Source organism: Shewanella sp. KT0246 (assembly GCF_019654955.1).
Classification (GTDB): Bacteria; Pseudomonadota; Gammaproteobacteria; order Enterobacterales; family Shewanellaceae; genus Shewanella; species Shewanella goraebulensis.
Genome location: NZ_BPEV01000143.1, coordinates 1 through 491 on the forward strand (window position 1 = coordinate 1; position 491 = coordinate 491).

Sequence of the window (491 nt, forward strand, 5' to 3'; positions counted from 1 at the left end):
ACAGAACTTAATGAGTCATTCACTCTTTGCAGAGTCTAATGCAGTCCGGGTCCCCTTCGTCTAGAGGCCTAGGACACCGCCCTTTCACGGCGGTAACAGGGGTTCGAATCCCCTAGGGGATACCACTATTTATTTTTTCTTGATGTATTTCGAGAAAATAAAAAAGCGTTAAGTTTTAGCCTACAGAACTTAATGAGTCATTCACTCTTTGCAGAGTCTAATGCAGTCCGGGTCCCCTTCGTCTAGAGGCCTAGGACACCGCCCTTTCACGGCGGTAACAGGGGTTCGAATCCCCTAGGGGATACCACTATTTATTTTTTCTTGATGTATTTCGAGAAAATAAAAAAGCGTTAAGTTTTAGCCTACAGAACTTAATGAGTCATTCACTCTTTGCAGAGTCTAATGCAGTCCGGGTCCCCTTCGTCTAGAGGCCTAGGACACCGCCCTTTCACGGCGGTAACAGGGGTTCGAATCCCCTAGGGGATACCACT

3 tRNA genes are annotated in these 491 nt (G+C 46.8%); all 3 read left to right on the forward strand.

Annotated elements, in window-relative coordinates:
* Positions 1 to 49 precede the first annotated feature (49 nt).
* Positions 50 to 125 (forward strand) — tRNA-Glu (locus K5Q58_RS20865).
* Between the two features lie 106 nt (positions 126 to 231).
* A tRNA-Glu gene (locus tag K5Q58_RS20870) sits at positions 232 to 307 on the forward strand.
* A 106-nt stretch (positions 308 to 413) separates the two neighbouring features.
* Positions 414 to 489 (forward strand) — tRNA-Glu (locus K5Q58_RS20875).
* The last annotated feature ends 2 nt before the right edge of the window (positions 490 to 491 follow it).